The organism is Streptococcus sobrinus DSM 20742 = ATCC 33478, from assembly GCF_000686605.1.
GTDB lineage: Bacteria > Bacillota > Bacilli > Lactobacillales > Streptococcaceae > Streptococcus > Streptococcus sobrinus.
Genome location: NZ_JMLC01000018.1, coordinates 1 through 26948, shown reverse-complemented (window position 1 = coordinate 26948; position 26948 = coordinate 1). Strand labels below are relative to the sequence as shown.

Genomic DNA, 26948 nt, shown 5'->3' with positions numbered 1-26948 from the left:
ATGGAGAAGAATGTACGTTTTAAGATGCATAAGGTGAAAAAGAGATGGGTAACCCTCTCTGTCGCATCTGCCACCATGTTGGCATCAGCCCTTGGTGCTTCAGTAGCTAGTGCGGATACAGACACTGCTAGTGATGATAGCAACCAAGCCGTGGTAACTGGTGACCAGACTACTAACAATCAAGCCACTGACCAGACTTCTATTGCAGCAACAGCTACATCAGAACAGTCTGCTTCAACTGATGCAGCAACAGATCAAGCATCAGCAGCAGAGCAAACTCAAGGAACAACAGCTAGCACAGACACGGCAGCTCAAACAACCACAAATGCTAATGAAGCTAAGTGGGTTCCGACTGAAAATGAGAACCAAGGTTTTACAGATGAGATGTTAGCAGAAGCCAAGAATGTGGCTACTGCTGAATCTGATTCAATTCCATCAGACTTGGCTAAAATGTCAAATGTTAAGCAGGTTGACGGTAAATATTATTACTACGACCAAGATGGCAATGTTAAGAAAAACTTTGCTGTCAGCGTTGGTGATAAGATTTATTACTTTGATGAAACTGGCGCTTACAAGGACACTAGCAAGGTTGATGCCGACAAGTCCAGTTCAGCTGTAAGTCAAAATGCAACAATATTTGCAGCTAATAACCGTGCCTACAGCACCTCAGCTGAAAATTTTGAAGCCGTTGATAACTACCTGACAGCTGACTCTTGGTATCGTCCAAAATCAATCCTGAAAGACGGAAAAACTTGGACAGAATCTGGCAAAGATGACTTCCGCCCGCTTCTCATGGCTTGGTGGCCAGATACCGAAACCAAACGCAACTATGTTAACTACATGAACAAGGTTGTTGGTATCGATAAAACCTATACCGCTGAAACGAGCCAGGCTGACCTGACAGCAGCAGCTGAACTGGTTCAAGCCCGTATCGAACAAAAGATTACAACTGAACAAAATACCAAATGGTTGCGTGAAGCTATCTCAGCTTTTGTTAAAACTCAACCACAATGGAATGGTGAAAGCGAAAAGCCATACGATGACCACTTGCAAAATGGTGCCCTCAAGTTCGATAACCAATCTGATTTGACACCAGATACGCAATCGAACTATCGTTTGCTCAATCGCACACCAACTAACCAAACTGGTTCCCTGGACTCTCGTTTCACCTACAATGCTAACGACCCGTTGGGTGGTTATGAGTTCCTTCTGGCTAACGACGTGGATAACTCTAATCCCGTCGTTCAAGCAGAGCAACTCAACTGGCTGCATTACCTGCTCAACTTTGGCTCTATCTATGCTAAAGATGCGGATGCTAACTTTGACTCTATCCGTGTTGATGCGGTAGATAATGTCGATGCTGACCTTCTGCAAATCTCTAGTGATTACCTTAAGGCAGCTTACGGTATCGATAAAAACAACAAAAATGCTAATAACCACGTTTCTATCGTAGAAGCATGGAGCGACAACGATACCCCTTATCTCCATGATGATGGCGACAACCTCATGAACATGGACAACAAGTTCCGTTTGTCTATGCTTTGGTCTTTGGCTAAACCATTGGACAAACGTTCTGGCTTGAATCCCCTCATCCACAACAGTCTGGTTGACCGTGAAGTGGATGACCGTGAGGTTGAAACTGTTCCAAGTTACAGCTTTGCTCGGGCTCATGATAGTGAAGTTCAGGATATCATTCGTGATATTATTAAGGCTGAGATTAATCCAAATTCATTTGGTTATTCATTCACCCAAGAAGAAATTGATCAAGCTTTCAAGATTTACAACGAAGATCTCAAGAAGACTGATAAAAAATACACTCACTACAATGTGCCGCTCTCTTACACCCTGCTTCTCACAAACAAGGGCTCTATCCCACGTGTCTACTATGGAGATATGTTCACCGATGATGGCCAATACATGGCTAATAAGACTGTGAACTACGATGCTATCGAATCACTCCTAAAGGCTCGTATGAAGTACGTTTCAGGTGGTCAGGCTATGCAAAATTACCAAATCGGTAATGGCGAAATCTTGACTTCTGTCCGTTATGGTAAGGGTGCCCTTAAACAAAGCGATAAGGGTGATGCGACAACTCGTACGTCAGGTGTCGGCGTTGTTATGGGAAACCAACCCAACTTTAGCTTGGATGGAAAGGTTGTAGCCCTCAACATGGGTGCTGCCCACGCTAACCAAGAATACCGTGCTCTTATGGTATCAACTAAAGACGGTGTTGCAACCTATGCTACAGATGCTGATGCTAGCAAGGCTGGTCTGGTTAAGCGCACAGATGAAAATGGTTACCTCTACTTCTTGAACGACGATCTCAAGGGGGTTGCTAACCCTCAGGTTTCTGGTTTCCTTCAAGTCTGGGTACCAGTGGGAGCAGCAGATGACCAAGATATTCGTGTAGCAGCTAGCGATACAGCAAGTACCGATGGAAAATCACTCCATCAAGATGCTGCCATGGACTCTCGCGTCATGTTTGAAGGTTTCTCTAACTTCCAATCTTTTGCGACAAAAGAAGAAGAGTATACCAATGTTGTTATTGCTAACAATGTTGATAAATTTGTTTCATGGGGAATCACTGACTTTGAAATGGCTCCTCAGTATGTCTCATCTACTGACGGTCAGTTCCTTGACTCTGTCATTCAAAATGGTTATGCCTTTACCGACCGTTATGACTTGGGTATGTCTAAAGCAAACAAGTATGGTACAGCCGACCAATTGGTTAAGGCTATCAAGGCTCTCCATGCTAAGGGCCTGAAGGTTATGGCAGACTGGGTTCCAGACCAAATGTACACCTTCCCTAAACAAGAAGTGGTCACTGTTACTCGGACAGATAAGTTTGGCAAACCAATCGCAGGAAGCCAAATTAATCACAGTCTCTACGTAACAGATACAAAGAGCTCTGGTGATGACTATCAAGCTAAATACGGCGGTGCCTTCCTTGACGAATTAAAGGAAAAATATCCAGAACTCTTTACCAAGAAACAAATCTCTACTGGTCAGGCGATTGATCCATCTGTTAAGATTAAACAATGGTCTGCTAAGTACTTTAATGGAAGTAATATTCTTGGCCGGGGTGCCGATTATGTCCTCAGCGACCAAGTCAGCAACAAGTACTTCAACGTTGCCAGCGATACACTCTTCTTACCAAGCAGCTTACTCGGCAAGGTTGTAGAGTCTGGTATTCGTTATGATGGTAAGGGTTATATTTATAACTCAAGTGCAACTGGTGACCAAGTCAAAGCAAGCTTCATTACCGAAGCAGGCAATCTATACTACTTCGGTAAAGACGGTTATATGGTGACTGGCGCTCAAACCATTAATGGTGCTAACTATTTCTTCCTTGAAAATGGTACGGCTCTTCGCAACACTATTTATACAGATGCTCAAGGCAATAGCCATTACTACGCAAATGACGGTAAACGCTATGAAAATGGTTACCAACAATTTGGTAATGACTGGCGTTACTTCAAGGACGGTAACATGGCCGTTGGCTTGACAACTGTTGATGGCAATGTTCAATACTTTGATAAAGATGGTGTTCAAGCTAAGGATAAGATTATTGTCACCCGTGATGGTAAGGTACGTTACTTTGACCAACATAATGGAAATGCTGTAACCAATACCTTCATCGCTGACAAGACTGGTCACTGGTACTATCTAGGTAAAGATGGTGTCGCCGTTACCGGTGCTCAAACCGTTGGGAAACAAAAACTTTACTTTGAAGCAAACGGTCAACAAGTTAAGGGTGACTTCGTAACTTCTGACGAAGGTAAACTTTACTTCTACGATGTCGATTCAGGTGACATGTGGACTGATACCTTCATTGAAGATAAGGCAGGCAATTGGTTCTACCTTGGTAAAGATGGTGCAGCTGTGACTGGTGCTCAAACTATTCGTGGCCAAAAACTTTACTTCAAGGCTAACGGCCAACAAGTCAAGGGAGATATCGTCAAGGGTACTGATGGTAAGATCCGTTACTACGACGCTAAATCTGGTGAACAAGTCTTCAACAAGACTGTTAAGGCCGCTGATGGCAAGACCTATGTTATCGGAAATGATGGTGTTGCAGTTGATCCAAGCGTTGTCAAAGGACAAACCTTCAAGGATGCTTCAGGTGCTCTTCGTTTCTATAATCTCAAAGGACAACTGGTAACAGGCAGCGGTTGGTATGAAACTGCAAATCACGATTGGGTTTATATCCAATCTGGTAAAGCCTTGACTGGGGAACAGACCATCAATGGTCAACATCTTTACTTCAAGGAAGATGGACATCAAGTCAAAGGACAACTGGTAACAGGAACTGATGGTAAGGTTCGCTATTATGATGCAAATTCAGGCGACCAAGCCTTCAACAAGTCTGTAACAGTTAACGGTAAGACTTACTACTTCGGTAATGATGGCACTGCTCAAACAGCGGGAAATCCTAAGGGTCAAATCTTCAAGGACGGCTCAGTTCTTCGCTTTTATAGCATGGAAGGTCAATTGGTAATTGGCAGTGGCTGGTACTCAAACGCCCAAGGTCAGTGGCTCTATGTGAAAAATGGTAAAGTCTTGACAGGCCTGCAAACAGTTGGTAGCCAACGTGTTTACTTTGACGAAAATGGTATTCAAGCTAAAGGTAAAGCAGTAAGGACTTCCGACGGTAAGATACGCTACTTCGATGAAAATTCAGGTAGCATGATTACCAACCAATGGAAATTCGTTTACGGTCAATATTATTACTTCGGTAATGATGGCGCAGCTATCTACCGTGGCTGGAACTAATATTTGAGATTTTATTTTCTCAATACAGAGAAGACTTCCTCGGACTGAGGAAGTCTTTTTTGGTTTAGCGCTTTAAGTCCATTTTTCTTAGATTAGAAAAGACCACCCGTGAAATTTTCCCGAGTGGTTTTGTCTATTTGACTTAGTTACCATAAACTCTAGTAGCGATACCATTAGCGTCAATGACGTAGGTTTGATTGCCAATGGTGATGCTTGTGTCCTTGGCTAAGTCACCACTATCCTTATAGAAGTAGTGATAATTATTGTCCTCGGTCTTAACGAGGCGTCCCTTGGCTTGTACAGAAGTATAAGGGTCAAAATAGTAGGTTTCTCCATTGATGGTTTGGGTTCCCTGAACGGAGGTTCCCTCCTGATTGACGTAATACCAATTGCCATACTGGTCAGCGACAAAGCTATTGGTCAAAATCTCTCCGCTATTGCCATCATAGAAGTATTTGTAAGGTCCAGAAGGAGCGGCATAATAACTTCCCTTGATTTGTGTTCCCGCTCGGTCTGTGAAGGCGTAATGCTTGCCATGAATGGTCACGCGGCCGTGAGCAGTGTTTCCATTTTCATCATTGTAGTACCAATCTCCCGCCTTGCTTTGGAAGAAAAGGTCGGTAGCTATTTCTCCATTGTCTTTAAAATAATGAGTTTGGAGCTCATCAGTATTAAGAGCTGTGTTTTTTGCCTGTACCCCAGTCAAGCGATCAAAGAAGTATCGTTTGCCATCAATGGTTTGCCAACCTTTAACAGCTTTTCCGTCCTGACCAAAATAGAACCAGTTACCATCCGTATTAGCAGCAAAGCGATTGGTCCACATATCTCCAGTATCAGCATCGAAGTAGTAGGTGTCTTTGTCGATTTTAGCAGTAGCTCCCTTAACTTGCTGACCAGTTGTCTGATCAAAGTAAAGCTTTTGACTGTTGATGGTTTGCAGCCCCTTGGCTAAGTTACCATCTTCTTGCCTGTAGTACCAATCGTTTTTCCCAGTTGTTAAGAAGCCAACTTGAACCTTGGCATCTTCTGCAGATGCAGAAGGTTGCTGTTCTTGATTAGCTGAAGTCGCTGCCTGAGTCTGCATTTGCTCAGTGACATCTTGTACAGTTTTATCATTGGTATCAACAGCTTCCCATTTTTGACCTTGGTCAGCCTGATTAGCTACTTGTTCTTGAATTGCAGAAGTATCAGTTGATTCTGAATAGTCTGCTTGTTGATTTTGAATTTGTGTTGGCTGGTTCGTTTGCTGAGCGTCAACTGGTTTGGTAACAACGGCAGTGCTATCAGCCCTAACAACAGTTGAATCCTGCTGTTCATCAGCATTTGCTTGTCCGTTGGCCAAGAGTGAAGCCGACAAAAGGGTTGCCGTTCCTGCAATGGTTACCCAATGCTTTTTAACCTTGTGTAATTTGTAGGTATTCTTTCCTTGCATAGACTTTACCTCCTTATGCAAAGCTTATTGTATCATAGTATTTCAAGGATTCTGTAACGATTCTTAAAACGATGGGAAAATGTAAATCCCTTGTAATCTCCAATGAATCTTTTTCATTAAAACGTAAAATGGTTTGTAACATTAAAGTTCTTGCATATTCACATCAAAAAAGAACCTCCTCAAAAGAAGGTTCTCACGTTAGAGTAGAAAAATAATTGTTGCTTAGGCCTTGGTTGCAATACCGTTCTCATCGATGTTGTATTTTTGACTGCCATCATAGATACTGGTGTTGCGCAACATGTCTCCAGTATGGAGGTCGAAGTAGCGATAATTGCTACCATCCGTATTGACCATTTTACCCTTGACTTGCTCATGATTATAGGTATTAAACATGAGGGTCCGTCCATCAGGAGTAGTGGTCAAGCCTGAGGCAACAGAACCATCGGCTTGATAGTAGAGCCAAGCGACCCCAACCTTGGAACCAGGAGCGACCCCGCGATAGTCTTGCTTGTCAATTTGACGGAAGCGATCCTTCCACATATCACCTGTATCTTGGTCGAAGTAGTATTCCTTACCATCAATAGTTGCTGTAGCCCCTTTGACCTGCTTACCAGTATTGTTATCGAAGTAGAGAGTTTGGCCATTGATGGTTTGCAAGCCCTTTGCTAAGCTACCATCTTCGTTTTTATAATACCAGTCATTATTACCAGTTGTGTAGAAGCCAGCTTGCTCAGCTGCTTGGTCTGAAGATGACTTGGCATCATCCTTGCTGACAACAGCATGGCTATCTTTTACATCCGTACTTACTACTTGGTTAGCATCGCTCTTAGCTGCGTTTTGAACTTGATCGACAGCAGTAGCGACTTGTTCAGGTTGGCTAGCTTGATCAACAGCTTGCCATTTATCTTGATTGGCTGTATCCTGTCTTTGCTCTTGGGCTTGATCAGCAGTATTAGCAGAAGCTTGCTGATTTTGATTAGCTGTAGCCGTTTGTTCAGCAGTCGCTGGCTGTGCTTGGTCAGTCTGACTGGTCTCATCAGCAGGCTTGGTTACAACAGCAGCGCTATCGGCCCGAACAACAGTTGATTCTGTTTGTTCATCAGCCTTGACCTGATTATTCGCTAATAAAGCGACAGATAAGACTGTTGCTGTACCAGCAATGCTTACCCAATGCTTTTTAACCTTGTGCATCTTATAAGTTTTCTTTCCTTGCATAAAACATACCTCCTTATGCAGGGCCTATTGTATCATACTAATGAAAGCCTATCGTAATAGTCTTTAAAACGATTACAGATTGTAATCTCGATGAGACAAATCTTACTCTTTTGCAAGAAAGTTAATCTTAAAGAAATATTAAAAAGCGATTTAGGAAAAAGAAAAGCAGAGCTGCTTGGTCGGCTCTGCTTTAAAAATGTAAGGGTGAAAATTATTTCTTAGCCTACTTTACTTTTCCACCTAGTGCTTCCCTTCTCGTCTTTTTGTAAGTTGTAATCATAGCCATGCACCTTCCGATAACCACTGTCAGCTAATCCGTCAGCCCCAAAATGCAACCAGCCATTCTTATAGAATAGTGGCTCATCCATGCCGTCACTATATCTAAAGTGAGCTACATTTTCGACCTGAATGGTTTTATCTGTTACCATTTCACCAGTATCGGGAGCTAGGTAAAACATTCTATAACCCGATTGTTCGATGATAGTATCCTTGGCTTGTTCGCCGTTACCGAAAAAATAATATTTCTTACCATCAATTGTTTGTAAACCAGTAACCAGAGTACCATTTTTATCAACATAAACGTTGGCTTTAAAATCTTTATTGGTTCGTGAATCGTGTAGTGTTCTCTCTTCCCAGTGTCCACCAACATTGAGATCTTCTGCAGTTGCTACACCATTTTCATTCAGGTGGTAATTCTTACCGTTGATGGTGACATCTTTATTAGTTTGTAGAACACCGTCATTATCGAAGTAGTAGTCTTTACCATCAATGGTTTGTAGGCGATCCTTGACTTGAGCTGAGACTTGGCGGGCATAATCTGGTGCTGAGTCCGCATCTTTATTGGTCAAGAAGTACATTCTCTTTCCATCAATGGTTTGCCAGCCTTGCACGGCAGCTCCGTCTTGACCAAAGTAGAGCCAGCCGTTGAAGACAGGATTATAGTATCTGTTATTATTGAAGTTGATATTAACAAATTGGTTTTTAACCTTTTCACCAGTGTCAGGGGCAAAGAAGTAGTCCTTACCATCAAGGGTAGCTAGCTCGTTCTTGAGTTGGACACCATAGCTATTGAAGTAGTAATCCTTGCCATCTTTAGTTTGCAGACCTGAAATGGCATTGTTATATTGGTCCACATAAACTTGAGCACTATAGTGACCGTAGTTATTCTGCAATTCTTTTGTGATGAAGTGACCGGTAGATTTTTTCTCACCAACTGGAGTAGCTACCCCATTTTCATCTAAATGGAAGGTTTGTTGGCCGATGGTAACATTGCGGTTGGTCCAGAGTTCACCAGTATCTTGGTCGAAGTAGTAGTCCTTACCATCAATGGTTTGGATACGGCCCTTGATTTGACTGCCGACCTGTTTGTTGTAGCTGTAACGTGGTTTGGCCTTTTGGTCATCTTCGGTCGTGAAGTACATCTTCTTGCCGTCAATGGTTTGCCAACCAGTTACTCGCTTGCCATCTTGACCATAGTAGTACCAATCGTGGTCGGTTGCCAGAATATCAAAGTCGTACTCTTGTTGATTAGCGAAGCGATTAGTCCAGAGATCGCCTGTATCTTGGTCGAAGTAGTAGCTAGCACCATTATCGGTGATTTCACGTCCCTTAACTTGGCTACCATCTTCATTAAAGTAAAGCTTTTGCCCGTTGATGGTTTGCCAACCAGTTACATTTTGCTTATTGGCATCGGCATAGTACCATTTGCCGTCTTTCCCATAGAAGCTGTTTGCTTGGACACCGTTATCAGCTTCGGTAGCTGTCGCTTGGTCTTTAGAACCCTCTTGAGTTTGATTGGCGGCATCGGCTTGAGCATTGTCCGTCGATGGATTGGCTTCTGATTTTTGAGCGTCTTGACTCTGGTTGTTTTGATTGGCTTGGTCAGCTTGTCCTTGGTCGCCAGCAGAACTGTCTTGATTTAGAGTGACTTCAGGAGTTTCTTGAGTCGTCTTTTGTTCAGCAGCAGGAGTTTGGTCTTGGCTCGGTGTTTGAGCGGTTGCTTGTTCTGCAGAAGCTTGTGTATTTACTTCTTGATCAGCGACCTTATCAGACTGATTGTCTGTTTGAGTAGTGGTTGTTTGTTCTTGCGGGTTTGCCACTTGGTCAGCTTGAGTCTGAGCCCCGACTGCAAATAGGACTGTAGCTGCCGTAGCTGTGACTGCAATTGTTACCCAGCGTTTTTTGACCTTATGGAGTTTGTAATGTTTCTTCTCTTGCATATTAAAACCTCCTTTGTTTTGTAGTGGTATGCAATAATGAAAATTCCTTTGAAATAGGGCTTTCCACCTACAGAGAGATTGTCTGTTTTGGCAGACACCTCTATTCTAACACACTCTTAAGTTAAAATTAAGATTTACCTTAATTCGATGACAAAACGTAAAAATGCAGATAATTAGCAGACGATTGGAACTAAATTGAAAATTCAATTGGAAAAGGGTAAAATAATGGCAGAGTCTTAAATGGAGAAAGCGATGACAATTAAAACGAAAAAACTGGCAGTAATGCCCCAGAATACAAGGATAATGGCGGTCTTTCTTGGATCGGTAGGCGGTTGTCTGGATGTCTTTTCTCACATGCGCTTTGGCACCCTGATCGCAACCCAAACTGGGAATATCTTGCTATTAATCGCTGATTGGGGAGAAGGTCTGACCCGGACTGTCAACAGTATTTTATCCCTAGTCTTTTTCACCATTGGTTTTTTGCTGGCTATTCTTTTTAAGGAGAGGGCTAAGAATGCCTACTGGCGGACTTTTGGTGTCTTGCCGCTAGCCCTAGTAACTTTTCTTTATCCCTTCTTTCCTAGTCAGGAGTTTATTTGGGTTCCTCTCTTAGCGGCTTCTACCGGTGCTATGATGTTGACCTTTACAGGAACCAAGGTTCAAGACCATGCTTATGTCATTATGATGACCTCAGGCAATTATCGCAAGATGGTGACAGCCTGGTTCAACCTCCTGCGAGGCAAGGAAAATCACCGTCAAACCAAAAGACGAGCATTGAACTACAGCATCGTCGTGGGAAGTTTTGTTGCTGGTGCCGTAATAACGGGGATTTTGACCCATTTAGTTGGAGACTATGCCATCTGGTGTGTCACCTTAGTATTGCTGGCTATCATGGTCGTTTATACCACCCTGATAAAGGCCTACCATCTGGAAGACAGTAATATTTAATAGGAGATAATTGCGAAATAAGAGCCAAACGAATATGAGTGGCTCTTATTTTTGAAATACAGTAAGTGCATAATTTGACCGTCTGAAACGTAAGGATGACTATTAGAGGCACTAAGAATACAATCAGCCCAATCCTCGATAAGTTTGTACCCAAAGAATGAAGCAGCTGAAGTTCGGGTAGCGATGAAGGAGGAATCACCGCAAAATCCTTGAAAAGACTGAATTGGGATTGCTCTCGGGTTTTGAGGGAGCAAGCCAAGCCCATAAATTTTTGTTATAATAAGAAGTAACTTAATAAAAAATAGACTTGAGTTGAAAGAGAATTTATGAATATTCAACAATTACGCTATGTGGTAGCCATTGCCAACAGTGGTACCTTTCGAGAAGCGGCTTCCAAACTTTTTGTCAGCCAGCCCAGTCTATCTGTGGCTATCAAGGATTTGGAAGAAGAACTCGGTTTCCAGATTTTTACTCGGACAACAACCGGCACCGTTTTGACCAGCCAAGGCTCAGTCTTCTATGAGAAGGCTCTGGATTTGGTGAGGGGCTTTGATTCATTTGAAAAGCAATACACCAAGCCAGACGATGACCACTATCAATTTTCTATTGCTAGTCAACACTATGACTTTTTACCGCCACTGATGACGACTTTCTCAGAGCGGCATCCTGAGTATCAGGACTTTCGGATTTTTGAATCAACGACGGTGCAGATTTTGGATGAGGTTGGTCAAGGTCACAGTGATATCGGGATTATATATCTCAACCGTCAGAATAACAAGGGTATTCAGCAGAAGTTGGCCAAGTTGGGTCTGGAAATGGTAGAATTAATCCCGTTTAAGACCCACATTTACCTGCGCAAGAATCATCCCCTAGCCAGCAAGGAAAGTCTGATTATGGACGACCTGATAGGTCTGCCTACAGTTCGCTTTACTCAGGACAAGGATGAATATCCCTATTATTCAGAGAATTTTGTTGACACCAGCGACAGCTCGCTTATCTTTAATGTGACGGACCGGGCAACCCTGAACGGGATTTTAGAGCGGACGGATGCCTATGCTACTGGTTCGGGTTTTCTAGATAGTCGCAGCGTTAACGGCATCACCGTTATTCCTCTGGAAGATCATTTGGACAATAAGATGGTTTACGTCAAGCGAATTGATACCAATCTCTCAGCCTGTGCCCTTAAATTTATTGAGGTCATGACCGAGTACTTTGACCGTTTTAAACCCTAAATCTGATTTATAAAAGCCCCTATAGGGGTGTTTTCATGAGGAAATTTATGCGAAAAATCACAATTCCTTTAGCTATTTTTCTTTTGGTGGTCTTGGATCAATGGAGTAAATTTTGGGTGGTGGCTCATGTACCAGAGAATGGCAGCCAAAAGTTTTTACCGATGATTTTTAGTCTGACCTATGTTCGCAACTACGGTGCTGCCTTTTCCATCTTGCAGAACCAGCAGTGGTTCTTTACCTTGATTACGGTCATTGTAGTGGGAGCAGCAGTCTGCTACCTTTGGAAGCATCTTACCGGCTCAAATTGGCTGGTGTCAGCGCTAACTTTGATTGTAGCTGGCGGTTTAGGAAACTTCATTGACCGCCTGCGATTGGGCTATGTTGTCGACATGGTTCATTTGGATTTTATGGAGTTTGCAATTTTTAATCTGGCAGATTCCTGCCTCAGCGTAGGTGTTTTTCTGCTAATGATTGCCTTTTGGAAAGAGGAGCAACATGGAAGTCATCATTAAAAAAGCTGGTCTGCGCTTGGACAAGGCTTTGGCAGATTTAACCAATCTGTCTCGTTCCCAGGCAAATCTGGCAATCAAGGAGGGGACCGTTCTGGTCAATGGTCGGACCCAAAAGGCCAAGTATAATGTCAAGACTGGTGATATCATCAGTTATGAGGAGCCTAAGGAGGAGGTCTTGGATTATCTTGCTGAGGATATCCCGCTGGATATTATCTATGAAGACCAGGATGTTGCAGTTATCAATAAACCTCAAGGAATGGTGGTTCATCCATCAGCTGGCCACTCTTCTGGGACTCTGGTTAACGCCCTTCTCTACCATATTAAAGATCTATCAACTATTAATGGCATTGTCAGACCTGGTATCGTCCATCGGATTGATATGGACACTTCGGGCCTTCTGATGATTGCTAAGAATGACCAAGCCCATCAGGCCTTGGCAAGCGAACTCAAGGACAAGAAGTCTCTGAGAAAATATCTAGCCATCGTTCACGGCAACCTACCTAACGACCGTGGAGTGATTGAGGCGCCAATTGGTCGCTCAGAAAAAGACCGCAAGAAGCAAGCGGTGACTGCCAAGGGTAAGCCGGCAGTCACTCATTTTAAAGTCTTGGAGCGCTTCGGCAGCTATACCTTGGTTGAACTACGCTTGGAGACTGGCCGAACCCACCAGATTCGGGTTCACATGGCCTATATTGGTCATCCTCTGGCTGGTGATCCACTCTATGGCCCAAGAAAAACTCTGAAAGGCCGTGGCCAGTTCCTACATGCCCAAACCCTTGGTTTCACCCATCCCAGAACCGGTAAGCTAGTTGAATTTTCTGTTCAACCGCCTGCCATTTTCCAAGAAACCTTGGATAAACTGAGAGCCGGAAAGGCTTAAATTTTGGCCTTGCATCCAATTCTTAAGTTGCGCCTTGTTTCTTACTAGAGTTTTTGCTATAATACCACTAATGAATAAAGTCCTTTAAAACTGTCCAGAGAGGCAGGCAAGGAGACACAAAGAAGACAGTGGAAGTTCCAACAGCCAACGGGTTCAGTCTAGCTAGTTTTAGTCGGACTGTTTAAAAGATGGAGGACTACTGTATATGCTTGAGCTGACATAGCCAAGCTAGAATTGGTCCAATCTCCTTGCGTTTTGCAGGGAGATTTTTTGTTCAAAAATTATTTTATAAGGAAGGATTTCTTATGAAGACTAAAGAAGTCGTCGATGACGTAACCATGAAGCGGGCCATTACCCGTATCACCTATGAGATTATCGAGCGCAATAAGAGTTTGGATAATCTTGTTCTTGCTGGTATCAAGACTCGTGGTGTCTACATCGCACGTCGGATTCAAGAACGCCTCAAACAGATTGAAGGCATTGATGTACCCGCAGGGGAGTTAGATACCAAACCTTTCCGTGACGATGTCAAGGTTGCAGAGGATACGACAAGCATGCCAGTTGATGTGACTGCCAAGGATGTCATCCTGGTTGATGATGTTCTCTACACCGGTCGGACTATTCGGGCAGCTATTGATAATCTGGTTACCTTGGGACGGCCTGCGCGAGTCAGTCTAGCTGTTTTGGTTGACCGGGGGCACCGTGAATTGCCAATTCGGGCTGATTATGTTGGTAAGAATATCCCAACCAGCTCCGAAGAAGCCATCACTGTAGAAATGGTCGAAGTGGATGGAAACGATCGGGTAACTATCAGCGAACCAAACGAGGTATAAGTCGTTCGAAGTAACCCCTTAGTAAGGAAGTAGTTGTGGAAGAAATAAAATACGATATTAGTGATGTTCCCAAGCCTGGGCTCCTCTTAGGCCTGTCCTTCCAGCATCTCTTTGCCATGTTTGGCTCGACGGTCTTGGTTCCCATTTTGGTCGGTATCGACCCTGCTATTGCACTCTTTTCTAGCGGTTTGGGGACCCTGGCCCACCTGACGGTAACCAAGTATAAGATTCCCGCTTATATGGGCTCCAGCTTTGCCTATATTGCGACCATGCAGACTCTCTTGAAAACAGACGGTATGCCAGCGGTTGCTCAGGGGGCTATCTCAGGCGGCCTGGTCTATTTGCTGGTAGCCTTGATTGTTAAATTCGCCGGTAAAGATTGGATTGATAAGGTTCTGCCCCCTATTGTCGTTGGCCCCATCATTATGGTCATTGGACTGAGTCTGGCGACTTCGGCAGTTAACAATGCTATGCTAATCAAGGAAGAGTACAGCATTAGCAGTCTGGCAGTCTCCATGGTGACCCTCTTTTCGGTTATCCTCTTTAGCATATACGGCAAGAAGATTATATCTGTCATCCCGATTTTACTTGGTTTGATTGTCGGTTATCTCTTTGCTCTAGGCTTAGGTGCGTTAACAGGTCAAAACCTAGTTGATTTTTCAGGGATTGCTAAGGCTTCTTGGTTGGATATACCCGACTTTCATATTTTCCTGTCAGATGGCCATTTCAAGTTTTACCCCAGTGCGATTTTGACTATGGCTCCCATTGCCTTCGTTACCATGACCGAGCACTTCGGCCATGTTATGGTTCTAAACAGTCTGACAGGACGTGATTTCTTTAAAGATCCTGGCTTGGAAAGGACCCTGACTGGAGATGGTTTAGCACAAATTATTGCTGGTTTCTTTGGAGCTCCTCCAGTGACATCATATGGGGAAAATATTGGGGTTATGGCTCTCAATAAGATTTTCTCAGTTTATGTCATTGCGGGAGCAGCAGCAATAGCTGTGGTCATGAGTTTTGTCGGCAAGGTTTCTGCTCTCCTGCAATCCATCCCAGCTTCTGTTCTAGGCGGGGTATCTATTTCCCTCTTTGGGGTCATTGCATCTAGCGGTTTGAAAATCCTAGTTGAAAACAAGGTTGACTTCGACAATAAGAAAAACCTTTTTATAGCTAGTGTTATCCTAGTGTCAGGTATCGGTGGGCTGATGCTGCAAATTGCAGGCTTGCAAATCACCAGCGTAGCCTTCTCAACCCTACTTGGTATTATTCTCCATCAAATTCTTCCAGAAAAGGACTAAAGACCTATGGTAGTAACAAATGGTATGGTCTCCCTTAAACATCTGGTGACCATGGAAACTCTCTCTAATGAAGAGGTCCTAGGCTTGATTAAGCGAGGGATTGCCTTCAAGCAGGGTCAGGCCGACTTTCATTTGGATCGACAGTATTTCGCTGCCAATCTCTTCTTCGAAAGTTCGACCCGGACCCACAAATCCTTCGAGGTGGCCGAGAAGAAGTTGGGCTTGGATGTCATTGAATTTGACGCTAAAACCAGCTCGGTCAACAAGGGCGAGACTCTCTATGACACCATCCTGACCATGTCGGCCCTAGGGGTCGACATCTGTGTGGTTCGACATTCCAAGGATGACTATTACAAGGAATTGATTGACAGTCGGACCATTCAAACCTCGATTGTCAATGGTGGCGATGGTTCTGGTCAACATCCTAGTCAGTGCTTACTGGATTTGATGACCATCTATCAAGAGTTTGGTCGCTTTGAAAATCTCAAGGTGGCCATTGCGGGTGACATCACCCATTCACGCGTTGCTAAGTCCAATATGCAGATTCTCAAACGGCTGGGTGCCCAGCTCTATTTCTGCGGTCCCAAGGAATGGTACTCCAATGAGTTTGATGTCTATGGTCAGTACGTGACCATTGATGAAATTGTGAATCAGGTCGATGTCATGATGTTCCTGCGGGTTCAGCACGAACGTCATGATGGTAAGGAAAGTTTTTCTAAGGAAAGCTACCACAAGCTCTACGGACTGACCCAGGAACGCTATAATCGCTTGAAAGATGACGCCATTATCATGCATCCAGCCCCTGTCAATCGCGATGTGGAAATCAAGGATGACTTGGTTGAAGCCCCTAAATCTCGGATTGTCGCTCAGATGCAAAACGGGGTTTACGTTCGCATGGCCATCATTGAAGCGATACTGAACGGTAAAGTTTAGCAAATCATTAAGTGCAAAAAGCTCAAATCAGAAAGGAGCAGCATACAAAGCGTGTTCATGAATTTGAACACAGGCTAAAATCCTAGTAAAAAAGATAGATTTCCTAGTGTCTGCAGACGCTGCATCAATCTCCTATTTTTATACGGATTTTTAAACGCCTTTTGTATCATAAATCTATGACGAAAAGATTATTAATTCTAGAAGACGGAACCATTTTTGAAGGTCAGGCCTTTGGTGCTGGGATTGATGTGACTGGTGAGATTGTCTTTAATACTGGTATGACCGGTTATCAGGAATCCATCACCGACCAATCCTATAATGGTCAGATTTTGACCTTTACCTACCCCCTAGTCGGAAATTATGGCATTAATCGTGACGATTATGAATCTATTAGTCCGACCTGTAAGGGTGTTGTCGTAGCGGAAAATGCTAGACGGGCCAATAACTGGCGGAATCAAATGTCCCTAGATGAATTCCTCAAATCAAAGAATATTCCTGGGATTTCAGGGATTGACACTCGAGCTTTGACCAAGATTATCCGTCAGCATGGAACTATGAAGGCGACTCTGGCCAATGCCGGCGACACGATTGAACACCTGCAAGACCAATTGCGAGCGACGGTTCTGCCGACCAACAATATTGAGCAGGTTTCGACCAAGGCGGCCTATCCAGCTCCTGGCGTTGGCAAGAATATTGTTCTGGTAGATTTCGGTCTCAAACATTCTATCCTGAGAGAATTCTCCAAACGCAGCTGTAATGTGACAGTAGTCCCTTATAATACGACGGCCGAGGAAATCCTCAACCTCAATCCAGATGGTGTCATGCTCTCCAATGGACCAGGGAACCCTGAGGATGTGCCAGAAGCTCTAGATATGATTCGGGGCATCCAAGGCAAGATTCCAATCTTTGGGATCTGTATGGGTCACCAGCTCTTTAGCCTGGCTAATGGGGCCACGACCTATAAGATGAAGTTTGGCCATCGGGGCTTTAACCATGCGGTGCGTGAGATTGCGACCGGTCGGGTTGATTTTACCAGCCAGAACCATGGTTATGCGGTTGACCGTGAAACCCTGCCTGATAGTCTGATTGTTACTCATGAGGAAATCAATGACAAGTCGGTCGAAGGCGTTCGCCATCGTCACTATCCGGCCTTCTCGGTGCAGTTCCACCCAGATGCTGCTCCAGGACCTCACGATGCTAGCTATCTCTTTGACGAATTCTTAGAGTTGATTGATGCTTACAAACTAGAACATGCCCAGTCCAACTAATATTGCCTGTGCCTGGTAAAAGTTTTAATCAATTGAGGGGTGAACTTAGAGATTTGCTGGCTATGCCCTAGCAATCTTTGCCTCCCCCCATTCTATATTTGAGAAAAGTCTGAAAAAGTCTGAGCGGGTCTGTCGCTAGTTAAAACTAGTCGTCGGACCAGGCTAATCTCTAAAGAGGATTAGTTCACTCATACACTAGATTTTTCATCGAAAAATATGGTTCCGATGGAAATCGTCGGAGCAACCTATTTAATGCCGTCCTGTGAGACGGCAAATGAGAAAGGAGCAGCATACAAAGCGTGTTCATGAATGTGAACACAGGCTAAAATCCTAGTAAAAAAGATAGATTTCCTAGTGTCTGCAGACACTGCGTCAATCTCCTATTTTTATACGGATTTTTAACGCCTTTTGTATCATAAATTTATGCCGAAACGTACTGATATTAAGAAAATTATGGTTATTGGGTCTGGTCCTATTATTATTGGCCAGGCTGCAGAGTTTGACTACGCTGGGACCCAGGCTTGTCTGGCCCTGCGTGAAGAAGGCTACGAAGTGATCTTGGTCAATTCCAACCCTGCAACCATCATGACCGATAAAGAAATTGCGGACAAGGTCTATATTGAGCCTATCACCATTGAGTTTGTGACTCGGATTTTGCGTAAGGAAAGGCCAGATGCCCTCCTACCAACCCTCGGTGGTCAAACGGGGCTCAACATGGCCATGGAATTATCCAAGGCTGGTATTTTGGATGAGTTGGGGGTCGAATTGCTGGGGACCAAACTTTCAGCCATTGACCAGGCAGAAGACCGGGACCTCTTTAAACAGTTGATGGAAGATTTGGAGCAGCCTATCCCCGAATCTCAGATTGTCAATACTGTTCAAGAGGCTCTAGATTTCGCGGCTGAAATTGGCTACCCTGTCATTGTCCGTCCGGCCTTTACCCTTGGTGGTACTGGCGGTGGTATGTGTGCCAACCAAGAAGAACTGCAAGAAATTGCCGAAAACGGGCTCAAGCTTTCCCCTGTTACCCAGTGTTTGATTGAACGCTCTATCGCTGGCTTCAAGGAAATCGAATACGAAGTTATGCGTGATAGTGCCGACAATGCCCTAGTGGTTTGTAACATGGAAAACTTTGACCCCGTTGGTATTCACACCGGTGACTCCATTGTTTTCGCCCCAACGCAGACCCTGTCTGATATCGAAAACCAAATGCTGCGGGATGCCAGTCTGAAAATTATTCGGGCTCTGAAAATCGAAGGGGGCTGTAATGTTCAGCTGGCCCTGGATCCTCACAGCTTTAAATACTATGTCATCGAAGTTAACCCACGGGTTTCGCGTTCATCAGCCCTAGCTTCCAAGGCAACCGGTTATCCAATTGCCAAGCTGGCTGCTAAGATTGCAGTTGGCCTGACCCTGGACGAAATGATTAACCCAGTTACTGGCACCACCTACGCCATGTTTGAACCAGCCCTTGACTATGTGGTTGCCAAGATTCCGCGTTTCCCATTTGACAAATTTGAACACGGGGAACGCCGTTTGGGCACCCAGATGAAGGCAACTGGTGAAGTTATGGCCATCGGCCGTAATATTGAAGAAAGCCTGCTCAAGGCCTGTCGTTCCTTGGAAATTGGTGTCCATCACAATGAAATGCCTGAATTAGCCGGAGCCAGTGATGATCAACTCTTCGAAAAGATTGTCAAGGCCCAGGATGACCGCCTTTTCTACATTTCTGAAGCTATTCGTCGTGGCTTCACTATTGAAGAAATCTCTGATTTGACCAAGATTGATCCCTTCTTCCTGGACAAATTGCTCCATATTTTTGAAATTGAAGAAGATCTCAAGAGCAAGATTAATGACCTGGATGTTCTCAAGGAAGCTAAACGTTTTGGTTTTGACGACCGCAAGATTGCGGAAATCTGGGATATGACAGCTGAACAAGTTCGGCAAATCCGTCTGGACAATCAGATTGTCCCTGTCTATAAAATGGTTGATACCTGTGCGGCAGAATTTGAGTCGGCAACCCCTTATTTTTACTCAACCTATGCCTTCGAAAATGAATCCATCAAGTCAGACAAGGAATCGGTTATCGTTTTGGGTTCAGGCCCAATTCGGATTGGTCAAGGGGTAGAATTTGACTATGCGACCGTGCACTCGGTCAAAGCCCTCCAGGCAGCTGGCTATGAAGCCATTATCATGAACTCCAACCCTGAGACCGTTTCGACCGACTTCTCAGTTTCGGATAAGCTTTACTTCGAGCCTTTGACCTTTGAAGATGTCATGAATGTCATCGACTTGGAGCAACCTAAGGGTGTCATTGTTCAATTTGGTGGTCAAACAGCCATCAATCTGGCAGAACCTTTGTCCAAGGCTGGCGTGAAAATCTTGGGAACCCAAGTGGCTGACTTGGACCGAGCAGAAGACCGGGACCTCTTTGAACAAGCCCTGCAAGACCTAGATATTCCTCAACCACCAGGCCACACCGCCACCAATGAGGAAGAAGCAGTAGCTTCAGCACGGCAAATCGGCTTCCCTGTTTTGGTTCGTCCTTCCTATGTCCTTGGTGGTCGGGCCATGGAAATCGTTGAAAATGAAGCAGACCTACGGGCCTACATGCGGACAGCCGTCAAGGCCAGCCCTGACCATCCTGTCCTGGTTGACTCTTATCTGGTTGGTCGTGAATGTGAAGTCGATGCTATTTCCGATGGTAAGGATGTCCTGATTCCTGGAATTATGGAACATATCGAGCGGGCCGGTGTTCACTCAGGTGACTCTATGGCGGTTTACCCACCGCAAACCTTCTCGCAAGAGATTATTGACACCATTACCGACTACACCAAACGCCTAGCTATCGGTCTTAATTGCTATGGTATGATGAATATCCAATTCGTCATCCATGGCGAGACTGTCTATGTTATTGAGGTTAACCCACGTGCCAGTCGGACTGTGCCCTTCCTTTCTAAGGTGACCGACATCCCAATGGCCCAGGTAGCGACCAAGCTGATTCTGGGTCAAAGTTTAGCTGATTTGGGCTACAAGGATGGTCTCTATCCAGAAAGTGACCGGGTTCATGTCAAGGCACCAGTCTTCTCCTTTACTAAATTGGCCAAGGTAGACAGCCTCTTAGGCCCTGAAATGAAATCAACCGGTGAAGTCATGGGTTCAGATAGGACCCTGGAAAAGGCTCTCTACAAGGCCTTTGAAGCTAGCTATCTCCACCTGCCAACCTTTGGTAATATCATATTTACCATTGCGGACGACACAAAAGAAGAAGCTCTAGGCTTGGCTAAGCGCTTCGATGCCATTGGCTACGGTATCTATGCGACAGCTGGAACAGCCCGCTACTTCAAGAATCAGGGCCTTGATTCAGTTGTTGTAAATAAATTAGGCGAAGACGCTACGAATGATATACCAGCCTTGGTTCGGACGGGCGTTATCCAAGCCATTGTCAATACTGTCGGCACCAAGCGGACGGCTGACGAAGACGGTCAAACCATCCGAAGTTCAGCCATTGAAGCAGGCGTTCCCCTTTTCACCGCTCTAGATACGGCAGATGCCATGGCCAGAGTATTGGAAAGCAGGAGCTTTACGACCCAAGCTATCTAAGCAAGCAGATATTTTCTTATCATCAGTATGAGGACTGGGAAGTTTTCCCAGTCCTTTTGAGGTTAATACGCTTTTTTATCCGAAACGAGACGATTCATACTGAGTTAAAATCAAAAGTGAAACTTTTGATTTTAAAGGAATATTACCTGCTGTTTGCTTAGGGAGCAGCCCTGAATTTAAGGACAATCCAATTAAAAAATCAAACTATTTTTAGAAAAGTCGTTTCACTACATATTTTTGCCCTTTCACGACTTTTTCGTGCACAAAGTAAAATTTAAGCTATACTATAACCGTTGGATACAATAGATGATGCCCGTTAAAGTTTTTTGATTGGTAATTGATTTAACGGCCGTCTTTACTCCTTCATATTTAGGATACCTGAGGCTTTTGCTACTTTAGGCTCAGGTTGATTTTACTCCCAAATGGTAAAAGGAGGGTCACTTCAAAGAGACTCTCCTTTTCTTTTGCTAGTGGGTTTCAGAAATGTAGAGTAGAGCTTAAGAGGGGAAATACATGAAGAAACGTCGAAGATTTCTTGCGATTTGACTTATCAGTCTCAGCTTGATTATTTGCCTGGGTCTCTTTTGGGTAATTGCTATATGGAAAATTGCTTTCCTAGGAGCTGCCAGTCTTGTTATGCACTATTCGATTTACCGATATACCTATAAGCTAATTCCCGACAGAGAGTTAAGTTTGCGAGAAACATTACAAAGACTTTATGAGCATTTGAGTAAGAAATCAATCTTGCTTTGTTTTGTGCTTATCTTGGGATTAACGGTCTATGGCTATTGGTTACATGAATCAATCACCAGTACCTATTTCTTTACCAGCCTGATTATAATAACCTTCGGGACGCTCTTTATTAGTGCTTCCAACGGTGGGCCAAGGGAGGACATCTAGTCCTTCAATATTTTAACCCTCTAATTTTATTTAATAAAATTAACAAAAATAAGTAATTGATATGTTATTTTTGAATGATAAATTATTAATCGTAACTACTTGAGAGTTGCCTCGAGCAGAAAGTTTTGATTTAAAAAGTTTAGTTTGTATATATTATGGAGAAAAGTGATGAAAGCAAGTTATAAAGGAAAACTCATTGACGTCTGGCGAATTAGCAAGGCAGCTCCCTATCCAACTTGGGTTATGGAAGCCTTCAAAAAAAAGTGCTTGACTTGGCGGGATAGTAAGAATTTACAAGTTCTTATTCCAGCCTTGGATCCTAACTGGGCCAGCGACAGTCATTTCTATGGTTATGGCATGTATGCGATGGCTCAAATCGGCGATGTCATTGACCATACCAACGGTCGGATTATTCCGGCAGAGCGTTTCGACCAAGCCTATCGGACCATCGGGGATTGGTAAAAAATGCTGCCAACTCTTTAATTAAATCTATAGCTAGGACTGAGTAGTAAGCTGCTTGGTTTTTTCTATAGCTCTTAACGAAGGAAGCTAGAATGGCGAAGTTGAGTTTAGAGCTATTGATGCAGTTCGAACACTGGCGAGAACTAGGTTCCTAAATTCTTGGCTAAACAGGGCAGTAATGGCATGTTCAGCTTTGCCACATTGATGACGCTCGAGAACTAGCGAAAATCATCTGTTTGACTGAGCTTTGTTAACTTTGGAAGACGGAGGCCCTAGTTTGGGCGTAATAAGCGAAGACTAGGTCTCTTCTTTTTTGAGCCCGTTCACGACAAATTTTGGTCTTTTCAGGACAGTGGTGATTAACCTCCCTCCCATCTTGTTATAACGAAAGTGAAATCTGGTTGGGCACTTCCGGAGACCTCCTTAAAACAAGAATCTGATTGGAAATGGGGCATCATCATGAATTTATCAAAATTATCCTATAAGCAATTGCAAGCCTTGCGACTAGCGGTTGGAGTGGCAAGCGTGTTGGCAGTCTGTCTAGCGGTCAACAGTGAGAAGATTTCATTTTTACCCAACTGGTCAGCCTATATTTTCTGGTTGTTTTTCCTTTTATGTGCAGTCCTGACTAGTATCCTTAGAAGGGAATATGAGCGACGGCCAAAAAAGCAGAAGGATGACAATCAATTCTTTATCCAGCTGGCTTTTACAATCTTTTGCTTCCTTGCTTTTGTTGCTACTACTTATGGTGCCCTGGTAACTTCTGATACTCACAGTCGGATTGTCCGGATAATAGGGGCAAGTATATTTCTAGTACTGGCAATTTTATTAGCTTGGGGGCTGGTATATATTAAAAGGGCGGAAAAACAGGCCAAGCTGGATAAATCAGAGGGAGTCTAAATTCGAATTTTCATCGTTCAAGAACCTTGGTGCTAAGGAGTGCCAAGGCTTTTTGGGTAAATCATAGGATTTCATCACTTATTCCCAAAATAGTATAAGTTTTAGGTGGAAAATCGTGTTATACTCTTATTAAAAGTGAAGGGATTAGCTGATGATTCAGGCCATTGCGACTGATATGGACGGAACCTTTTTGAGGGACGATAAGACCTTTGATGAGGCCCGCTTTAAAAGGATTTTGACCGCCTTAGATAAGAGGAAGATAAAGCTGATTATTGCCAGTGGTAATCAATATCGTCAGCTGCGGCTTAATTTTCCTGGCTATGACCATCATTTTGCCTATGTGGCCGAAAATGGAGCTCATATCGTCGCTGGTGGTCAGACCGTCTTTGAGAATTTCATTGACTTTCAAACGGTGCTAGCTTGTTTGAAATTTCTCCAGAAAATCCAACCTCAGGCCCTCCATACTGTTGCTGGAAAGGAATCAGCCTACATGTTACGGGATTCGGACCCCGACTTGGTTAACCTGCTCAGGCATTACTTGCCCGAAATCCAGCTCTTAGAAAGTTTTGATCAGCTACCAGAGGATGATTCTATTTTCAAACTCACTAGTCTGGTTGCGGAAGAGGAGACCCAAGCTGTTAGGGAAGAAATTTCCCAGCAGTTTGCAAATCAAGGCTTGACTGGGACTTCGAGTGGTTTTGGCTGTATTGACATTATCCAAAAGGGCATGCACAAGGGCAAGGGACTTAGCCGCTTGCTGGACTATTGGGGGATGAAGCCGGAGAACTTGATGGCCTTTGGCGATGGTGGTAATGACATCGAGATACTTGGTCTAGTTGGTCATCCTTATGTCATGGCTAATGCTCCCCTGTCTATGAGGGACTTGGGTCAGTTAGCCCCTACCAATAACGAAGACGGGGTCTTGCAAGTTATTGAAAATTACCTATCAACCTATTGAAAGACAAAGAGGATTATCATGAAAATCGAACACCTAGCTATCTATGTCAACAATCTTGAAGGGGCCAGGGAATTTTTCCAAACCTATTTTCAAGCATTCGCCAACCAGCTCTACCATAATCAAAAGACTGGTTTCAAATCTTATTTTTTGAGCTTCCAGGATGGTGCCAGACTGGAAATTATGACCAAACCTGATATGCTGGACCTTCCCAAGGAGGCCAATCGGACTGGGCTAGCTCATTTTGCCATGAGCCTAGGAAGCAAAGAAGCCGTTGATGCCCTAACCCAACGCCTGGATGCTGGTGGTTACAAGTGTATCAACGGTCCACGAACAACGGGTGACGGCTACTACGAATCCGTCATTCTGGGATTTGAAGATAATACGATTGAATTGACAGTCTGAGGGGGCACTTTTGACTTAATTCTTTACCTCTATAATGATTGGGCTGGCCTCTTTATGGTCGGCTTTTTAGGCCGTGTTATAGTATCAGAATTCAAGAGGATTTTAGAAGTAAAGGTTTTCAGAAAATTTTATAATATTAGTGAGACAAAAGTCTTAATGACAGACAGATAAAGGAACAAATCTGCTGAATTATCTGATTTAGTAAGAAGTTAAGGCAGTCCACCATGAGTTGGTGGCCTCAAGCCTAGCTACTAAGATTGCCCACGAAGTTGACCCAGAAAACAAGGTTGGCTGTATGCTGGCGGCTGGTCAGTATTATCCCAATACGCCCAATCCAGCCGACTATTGGCAAGCCATGCAGGATGACCGTGAGGGCTATTCCTTGATTGATGTTCAGGCCCGTGGTTACTATCCAAACTATGTTCTCAAGAAATTCCAGCGGGATAATTTGGACATCAAGATGACGGATGAAGATTTGCAGCTTTTGAAGGAGCACACCGTCGATTTCATTTCCTTCTCTTATTATTCCAGCCGAGTGGCTTCCGCTGACCCAAGTTTGATCGATACGACTTCTGGTAATATCTTCGCCTCCCTCAAAAATCCTTATCTCAAGGCTTCTGAATGGGGCTGGCAAATTGATCCTTTGGGTCTGCGGATTACTCTCAATACCATCTGGGACCGTTACCAAAAACCACTCTTCATCGTGGAAAATGGCCTGGGGGCAGTCGATGAGCCTGACCAAAACGGCTATGTCGAAGATGACTATCGGATTGATTATCTGCGCGAGCACATCAAAACCATGAATGCGGCTATCAATGAGGACGGTGTCGAACTCTGGGGCTATACCACTTGGGGCTGTATCGACCTCGTTTCTGCCGGAACGGGTGAAATGAAGAAACGTTACGGCTTTATTTACGTTGACCGCGATAACCAAGGTAATGGAAGCCTCAAACGCTCTAAGAAGAAATCCTTCGACTGGTACAAGAAGGTCATCGCCTCAAATGGGACTGATGTTGACTAGGAAGAAGTTTAAAGCAAAAAGGCGATTTCATCGGAAGTCGTCTTTTTCTATTCCCCTCTGGCTCTATGCTATAATTTGCTTATGAAAAAATTTGAAGAAATTTACAGTCAGCATACCGAGATGCCTTATATTGCGGCCAAATACCAAGATAAACTAAGGCGAAAGCTCATTTCCAAACGTAATATGGAGCGGACTGCGGAAGGCCTGCTGCTTGGCCACATTATCCTCCTCTGGCGGGTTCATTTTGGCACCTACACGACTGAAAGCCCCCTGCACAAGTATTTTTATACCACCTATGGCATTGATGCCCAAAAGGAGTTGGATTGGTTGATTGAGGCAGGCTATGTTCGCTTAATGACTGCCCAAGAGTCCCTGCAATATTTGCGGGCAGGACAAATCAAGGATTTTCTTAAGAGCAAGGAGGTCAAGGGCCTGTCCAAGATGAAGCGAGCTGATTTAGACCAAAGTATGGCTCAGGTCTATAGTGAAGCAGGACTGGCTCCCCTCTATAGTCTGCGAGGCTATGCCCTGACGGCTAAGGGAGAAGAGGCTCTAGCTGCTCACCCAGAAATCGTTGACCGCCACCCGCAGAAGAAATTTTAAAGACAGATAATCTGTCGGGTTATAAGTGCTAACACGATAAAAATTTACATTATAAATATAGCGTGCTTAGTAGACAGACTAATCTTGCTTGGTAGTTTATTTGCCTCTCCTGAAATCGCCCAAATAGTCTTGCGAAACCTGCTATTTACACCAATCGATGAATAAGAGCAAGCCAACAAGTCCGCAGCGAAAAAGCGAGTGTGATTTAAACCAATTAGGCTCACGACAAATGCATGAAGAAAATAACGTTTTCAGATAATAGATTCATAAAAAAGAGTCCACCTCCGGAGTTATAATAGACTTAGGAGGTGTCTTTATGTCTGAGATTATAGAATTTCTTATCACTGTCCGTGATGAGCGTGACAATTGGAAGATCAAGCATAGCTTGGCTGATATTGTGCTGCTCATCTTCTTTGCCCGCCTTTCAGGTGCAGAATTCTGGGAAGAAATAGAGGATTTTGGAAATATCTATGAAACTTCCTTACGTAGTGTACTTACCTTGGAAAACGGTATTCCATCTCACGACACCCTGCAACGTGTTTTTGCGACCTTGGAT

General features: G+C 44.0%; 20 protein-coding genes and 1 pseudogene. 18 read left to right on the top strand and 3 right to left on the bottom strand.

Translation table 11 applies throughout. The annotated features are described in order from the left end of the window. A complete protein-coding gene (locus BS63_RS0106920; RefSeq protein WP_002961335.1) occupies positions 1–4773 on the top strand; it encodes a glycoside hydrolase family 70 protein in 4773 nt (1590 codons plus the stop codon). A gap of 142 nt (positions 4774–4915) precedes the next feature. On the opposite strand, the gene BS63_RS0106915 is transcribed toward BS63_RS0106920, so the two are convergent. The 3 genes from BS63_RS0106915 to BS63_RS0106905 all read right to left on the bottom strand — a co-directional run bounded on the left by BS63_RS0106915 (position 4916) and on the right by BS63_RS0106905 (position 9639). Continuing rightward, positions 4916–6205, bottom strand: coding sequence for a KxYKxGKxW signal peptide domain-containing protein (locus BS63_RS0106915; RefSeq protein ID WP_002961337.1), 1290 nt, complete (start codon positions 6203–6205; stop codon positions 4916–4918). Positions 6206–6427: 222 nt separating this feature from the next. Then, positions 6428–7420, bottom strand: a complete 993-nt coding sequence (locus tag BS63_RS0106910) for a KxYKxGKxW signal peptide domain-containing protein (RefSeq protein WP_028798508.1) — start codon at positions 7418–7420, stop codon at positions 6428–6430. 218 nt (positions 7421–7638) lie between these two features. After that, complete coding sequence (locus tag BS63_RS0106905; RefSeq protein ID WP_002961340.1) at positions 7639–9639, bottom strand: KxYKxGKxW signal peptide domain-containing protein; 2001 nt, start codon at positions 9637–9639, stop codon at positions 7639–7641. Positions 9640–9891: 252 nt separating this feature from the next. Between BS63_RS0106905 and BS63_RS0106900 the strand changes: the two genes are divergently transcribed. The 17 genes and pseudogenes from BS63_RS0106900 to BS63_RS0106825 form a co-directional block, all read left to right on the top strand. Next, positions 9892–10587, top strand: a complete 696-nt coding sequence (locus BS63_RS0106900; protein WP_028798507.1) for a YoaK family protein — start codon at positions 9892–9894, stop codon at positions 10585–10587. 326 nt (positions 10588–10913) lie between these two features. After that, positions 10914–11819 (top strand): LysR family transcriptional regulator, encoded by a 906-nt coding sequence (locus BS63_RS0106895; RefSeq protein WP_002961015.1) that lies wholly within the window; start codon positions 10914–10916, stop codon positions 11817–11819. Positions 11820–11866: 47 nt separating this feature from the next. After that, positions 11867–12331: a signal peptidase II gene (gene lspA, locus BS63_RS0106890; protein ID WP_002961016.1), complete on the top strand. Its 465-nt coding sequence runs from the start codon at positions 11867–11869 to the stop codon at positions 12329–12331. Then, complete coding sequence (locus tag BS63_RS0106885) at positions 12315–13211, top strand: RluA family pseudouridine synthase (protein ID WP_002961018.1); 897 nt, start codon at positions 12315–12317, stop codon at positions 13209–13211. Before lspA ends, BS63_RS0106885 begins: the two co-directional genes overlap by 17 nt. 305 nt (positions 13212–13516) lie before the next feature. After that, positions 13517–14044, top strand: coding sequence for a bifunctional pyr operon transcriptional regulator/uracil phosphoribosyltransferase PyrR (gene pyrR / locus BS63_RS0106880; protein WP_002961021.1), 528 nt, complete (start codon positions 13517–13519; stop codon positions 14042–14044). A 35-nt stretch (positions 14045–14079) separates the two neighbouring features. Next, complete coding sequence (locus tag BS63_RS0106875) at positions 14080–15342, top strand: uracil-xanthine permease family protein (protein WP_002961022.1); 1263 nt, start codon at positions 14080–14082, stop codon at positions 15340–15342. A gap of 6 nt (positions 15343–15348) precedes the next feature. Continuing rightward, entirely contained in the window at positions 15349–16275 is a 927-nt protein-coding gene (locus BS63_RS0106870) for an aspartate carbamoyltransferase catalytic subunit (protein ID WP_002961023.1), read from the top strand. A 176-nt stretch (positions 16276–16451) separates the two neighbouring features. Then, a complete protein-coding gene (locus BS63_RS0106865) occupies positions 16452–17543 on the top strand; it encodes a carbamoyl phosphate synthase small subunit (RefSeq protein ID WP_002963342.1) in 1092 nt (363 codons plus the stop codon). 423 nt (positions 17544–17966) lie between these two features. Further along, entirely contained in the window at positions 17967–21146 is a 3180-nt protein-coding gene (carB, locus tag BS63_RS0106860) for a carbamoyl-phosphate synthase large subunit (protein ID WP_028798506.1), read from the top strand. 693 nt (positions 21147–21839) lie between these two features. Continuing rightward, positions 21840–22046: a hypothetical protein gene (locus BS63_RS1000000112275; RefSeq protein WP_230307013.1), complete on the top strand. Its 207-nt coding sequence runs from the start codon at positions 21840–21842 to the stop codon at positions 22044–22046. Between the two features lie 168 nt (positions 22047–22214). Further along, positions 22215–22508: a hypothetical protein gene (locus BS63_RS0106855; RefSeq protein ID WP_002962834.1), complete on the top strand. Its 294-nt coding sequence runs from the start codon at positions 22215–22217 to the stop codon at positions 22506–22508. Between the two features lie 459 nt (positions 22509–22967). Next, positions 22968–23408, top strand: a complete 441-nt coding sequence (locus BS63_RS0106850; RefSeq protein ID WP_002962836.1) for a hypothetical protein — start codon at positions 22968–22970, stop codon at positions 23406–23408. A 151-nt stretch (positions 23409–23559) separates the two neighbouring features. Continuing rightward, positions 23560–24366: a Cof-type HAD-IIB family hydrolase gene (locus tag BS63_RS0106845; protein ID WP_002962838.1), complete on the top strand. Its 807-nt coding sequence runs from the start codon at positions 23560–23562 to the stop codon at positions 24364–24366. An 18-nt stretch (positions 24367–24384) separates the two neighbouring features. Then, the gene (locus tag BS63_RS0106840; protein WP_002962841.1) at positions 24385–24768 is read left to right on the top strand and encodes a VOC family protein; all 384 of its coding nucleotides are present in this window, start codon (positions 24385–24387) and stop codon (positions 24766–24768) included. A 211-nt stretch (positions 24769–24979) separates the two neighbouring features. After that, positions 24980–25789: pseudogene (locus tag BS63_RS01000000110975) on the top strand (family 1 glycosylhydrolase); the annotation flags it as partial. Between the two features lie 81 nt (positions 25790–25870). Beyond that, positions 25871–26392 (top strand): hypothetical protein, encoded by a 522-nt coding sequence (locus BS63_RS0106830; RefSeq protein ID WP_002962845.1) that lies wholly within the window; start codon positions 25871–25873, stop codon positions 26390–26392. Positions 26393–26708: 316 nt separating this feature from the next. After that, on the top strand, positions 26709–26948 hold a 240-nt coding region (locus BS63_RS0106825), incomplete at its 3' end, for a transposase family protein (protein ID WP_032798579.1).